Here is a 5033-nt window from a genome sequence, read left to right as displayed (position 1 = left end):
CTAAGTGGAATGGGTGTTTGAAGTTTGTATTTTGAGTTTACAATGCCAATATTTTTTATATAAAATCTCTTTCAAAATATAAACAACAATGATAAAATCATCATATGATATAACTTTCTCAAATTATTTTTGTGGCAAAATATTGGGTTGAGTTGTATTTTTTTATTAGACTTCCTGCAAAACTAGGCTTTCCGTTCGCCCCGAGCTTGTTGAGGGGTGGCGGAAAACCGTTATGGTTCGACAAGCTCACCACGAACGGTTTTCCTTATTTTGGGTTTTGCAGGAAGTCTATTTTAAGAATCTGTTTTTTGAGTTGGTCTAGGGTAAGTGGTGATTGATTTATATTAGACATACAAAGCATAACAAACAAATTTAAAAGATTGATTTTTGAACATTTTAACTTAAAGGTGGTGTATGAACTTTTCCAAACAACAAAAAATCACATATGCTTTATTGGCAGACAATGCTTATTGGGATTCAAGAACTCATAATAGCAGTACAATAAGCGATAATCAACACTCTAATTGGTCACCCATACCAAATGATTGGTCTGTATTACCAAAATATGATGTAAGTGGTTCAGGTTCCAATCTTAAAATTAATGCTCATTTAGATGGGTTTACTGCAAGGGTTTTTAAAAATCAAAATAGCAATGAAGTGATTATTAGTTTTGCAGGTACGCAAGATACAATAGACTGGACCAAGGGTAACATTCCTTCGGTGTTGGGATTATCAAGTTCGCATCTAACACAGGCGGCTATTTTATATCATAAGGTCAAGCAAAATAACCCAGATGCACAAATTAGTTTTACGGGACAAAGTTTGGGTGGCGGTATCGCATCGGTTATGGGTATCTGGTTTGATAGACCTGCGATGGCTTTTGCACCTGCACCGTTTTTAAGAGCGGTGTTAAATGATAAGGGATTAAGTTTAGGGTCTTGGGATATATATAAAACAGCCTTGCAAGAAGCTAAACATCAAGTTAAAGAATTATTCAATCAACAAGAATTAACATATATTGAAGAAAGTTTTATGCGATATCATAGCGGACTATATAATGACCGAACGCATAATGTTTCTGCACTTGCTATAAAAGGCGAAGTTTTAGAAAAATATTTAAATTTTTTGAATGCTTGGATTGTTAAAAATGACAATATCGTTACAGGAAAAACCAGTTTAGATAATCTAAAAGGTTCAATTATTAAACATGGTCAAACATTGTTAACAGCCGCTCTTTTAAATGATGATTTTGAGCACTATATCAGTATCAAAGATGATAATAATGCCAACTATAATACACTTCAATTGATTACAGATAAAAATCTATACGGATTTTCTCAATCATCATCGCAACAAAACTTTCTAAGTAAATTGGTACGCAGTGAAGTCGGTGGTAGGGATTACTATTATCAAAATGGTGTAGGCATGCCATTGCCACAACCAACAAAATTACTCTCATCTTTTGGCAGTGATTTAAAGAATTTGGCAAATTCTTTAAGACCGTATCGTGGTAAATACAGTCTATTGGCATATGATTCTTTAATCGTACAAGCGATAGAGTGGTATTATTTTCATGATAAAAAATTAAACGGCGAAAATAATTTTTTTAGTATCCAAAATAATCTTATTCAATATACAACCGCACAGTCAGAATTTAATATTTCGCAAAATAAATCTTTGGATTATACACAAAAATGGATAAAAACAATATATCCAGAAGCCAAAGATATTTCATTCAATTTTGAGCAGTGGAATGTTTATTTGGACAATGCCAAAGGTAAGGCACTTAATGATAATAAATCTCAATTATTGGTTGCGTTAGGGGATACAACACAAGTGGATTTTGTTGCAGGCAATAAAGATGATCTATTGTTTGGCACATCGTCTCATGATATTTTATATGGCATGGCGGGCAATGACAGAATTTACGCAGGGGCAGGCGATGATATTATATCATCAGGTTTAGGCAAAGATATGTTATTTGGTGGCATTGGAATGGATACTTATCGTTTTAGCCACGAAGACTTGTCAGATGGTCTTGAAAAAACTGTTGTAGATTCAGACTCTTGGGGCAAAATTGTAATTGATCAGCATGATTGGTCCAGCACAATCTGGCAGGTGTATTCACATAAAGATATTATATGGTATGATAGAGATGGTCATTTTTTAAAAAAAGTAACACCAAACAACTTTGTTATGACCAGTAACTACTTTTCAGGTAGTATTAAAATATTAGCAAAACAAAACAATAAACAACTACTAAATTTTAAACTTGAAAGATTAAATCAAGCACCTGTTCTCCAAGAAAGAACGGACTTTTATGCTGTTAGAATGGGCATGACATTTTATATTCAGTTGCCAAATAATATGTTTATTGATTTGGAAAATGATAAAATCAAATACCAACTTAGCTTATCAAATGATGATAAACTACCGAGCTGGTTGAAATACAATGCTGATAAACACACATTAGAAGGTATTTCAGAATATAATGGGATATTGCCATTAAAAATAACAGCAACCGACAGTTATGGTTCTAGTAGTAGCACTTATATTCAGCTTCATATGCTAGATAAGGTGAAACATACGGAGCGTTGGATTGAAACAGGTAGTTTTTATGATGACAATATTGTCGCTATAAATAATCATGCTCATATAATTAATGGATTGATTGGCGATGATATACTATCGGGCGGTACTGGTAACGATACACTAAACGGTGGAATTGGTAATGACAAACTTTATGGTAATTTGGGTAACGATACATTAAACGGTGGAATTGGTAATGATGTTTTGGTCGGTGGTTTAGGAGATGATAAATTAATTGGTGGTCTTGGCGATGATATGTATTTATTCCAAAAAGGCGATGGACAAGATAGAATTTTTGATATCGGCGGTCATGATACTTTAAGAATTGTGGGAGACGATATTGGCTTTCATAATATTTGGTTAGATAGACAAGGCATAGATTTAAATATCACTTTACTAAACAATATCTATGAAAAAACCAATGATTTAATTAAAATAGAAGGCTGGTTTGCTATGCCAAATCAACGAGTTGAAAATATTGCACTATCATCGGGACATCAGTTGTCCGCTAGCAAAGTGAGCGACTTGACCGCCAAATTAAATACGGTGGATATTGAGCAAATGGCAGATAATCAGTTCCAACAACAATTACAAAATTATTGGGTGATTTAAAGCACAATATTGAGAACTGTATCCAAAAAAGCATTTAATCTTGATTATTATGATTAAAGATTAAATGCTTTTGTAATAGTAAATGGGTAAGATTATTAAAATGGTTTTTTGAATATGGTTAATTGTACTGCAAAATAAAAAACCATTATATAATAAATTAAATTGTTAATTAAGTAGTTAATCGGTCTAAAAACTATTGTGAATTTCTACTATTGTAGATATAAAAAATAAGATTGAATAAAAAACCAGCTTTAAAAAATTTAGATCCTTGGACAACTTGGATAATTAGATAACATTTGGGAATTTTGTGAAACAATACCTTTTTTAACTGTTGTGATTTTGCTTGTGCAAGTTTTGAGTATTTGTTTGGCAAAGGGCGTGCAATGGTGGGTGCGACCCTTTTGGCAAATCAAACTGTCTTATATCGTGCTGTTTTGTGTGTTATTGAGTAATGCGTTTTTGATGGGATTTTATTTTCATAATTATCGCTATCCAATGGGTTATTTGGCACTGCTTTGGCTGTCGCTTTTATCAGCGGTGTGTAGTGCGGTTATTATTTTGGCGGTCAGTCATCTAAATATCGGTATTGATAAGACATTGGTCAATCGGGTGATTAGTCTTGCAAGTTTGATTGGTTTTGTGGGTATGGCGGTATATAACGCTTATATGCCTGTTGTTCGCCATATTGATATACAGCTTGATAAGCCTATGGCGGTACCTATTCGCCTTGCGGTGGCAAGTGATTTGCATTTGGGGGCACTTGTTGGCAATCGGCAATTACAAAAACTTGGACAAATATTAAGCGATGAAAAGGTGGATAATTTTGCCAAGATGATAAACACGCCCAAATTTGGTACGATAGCCAGTCTTGGTAATCACGATTTGTACAAAGTGGATGCTTATGACAGTATCAATGACGCCATTTATCATGCCAAAGCACGCTTATTAAAAGATCAAATCGGCGTGGTGGACATTGTCAAAGACAATCAAAGTGTTACCTTGCAGTTTATTGGTCGCTATGATGACCATAAAAATGACCGCTTGCCGACAGACGCATTTATGGCGGATATTGATCATAATTTGCCTGTGATATTGCTTGACCATAGACCCAGCCAAATTGCGTCAAATGCCAAATCGCCGATTGATTTACAAGTGTCAGGGCATACCCACAAAGGACAGGTATTCCCTGCCAATTTTATTGTGGATAGGCTCAATGTGGTCGGCTACGGCTATCAAAAAATCAACGATATGAATGTGGTTGTATCGTCAGGCTTTGGCTTTTGGGGTGTGCCGTTTCGGCTGGGTTCACAAAGCGAAGTGTGGGTGATTGATTTGGTTGGAAAATAGTTATTTTGGGTTTTTTAGTGGATTGGTTTATGAAATAAATTTATTGCAAAGTTTTTTGGGTATTGTAAATCACAAATACATAACCTATAATACCCAATTTTACCATAAATCAAGCTAACAATGAACGAAGTCTTTACCCATTGCCCTAAATGCCAACATACCAACTTTGTCAAAGCAGGGTTTAACAATGGCAGACAACGCTATAAGTGCAAAGGTTGTAGTCATTACTTCTCTGTCAAAAAGCCTATTCGCCATAAAAGTAATGAGACCAAACAAATGGCAATCAAGATGTACTTAGAAGGCTTAGGGTTTCGTGCCATTGGTAGATTGCTGAATATTTCTCATCAAACAGTCTATAAATGGGTCAAACAGCTTAGAGAAGAACATCAAATCAGATTTGATGATAAGCAAGAAATTGACCTTGTAGAACTTGATGAAATTCACAGCTATACCAAACACAAAAAACTACTGTTGGGCCCCGCTTG

Annotated in this window: 3 protein-coding genes; all 3 read left to right on the top strand. The window is 34.6% G+C overall.

What is annotated here, in order from left to right; genetic code table 11:
• Nucleotides 1-414: 414 nt before the first annotated feature.
• Nucleotides 415-3201 carry a putative Ig domain-containing protein gene (locus tag K941_RS18050; RefSeq protein ID WP_029103782.1) on the top strand — a complete coding sequence of 929 codons (2787 nt, stop codon included), beginning with the start codon at nt 415-417 and terminating at the stop codon, nt 3199-3201.
• Nucleotides 3202-3546: 345 nt separating this feature from the next.
• Nucleotides 3547-4548 carry a metallophosphoesterase gene (locus tag K941_RS15815; RefSeq protein ID WP_156892342.1) on the top strand — a complete coding sequence of 334 codons (1002 nt, stop codon included), beginning with the start codon at nt 3547-3549 and terminating at the stop codon, nt 4546-4548.
• Between the two features lie 120 nt (nt 4549-4668).
• The coding region (locus tag K941_RS0111895; protein WP_036388347.1) for an IS1 family transposase at nt 4669-5033 on the top strand (365 nt) is incomplete at its 3' end.

Source organism: Moraxella caprae DSM 19149 (genome assembly GCF_000426885.1).
Taxonomy (GTDB): Bacteria; Pseudomonadota; Gammaproteobacteria; order Pseudomonadales; family Moraxellaceae; genus Moraxella; species Moraxella caprae.
The sequence above is the reverse complement of the archived record's forward strand: the minus strand, read 5'-3'. Positions and strand labels throughout refer to the sequence as shown.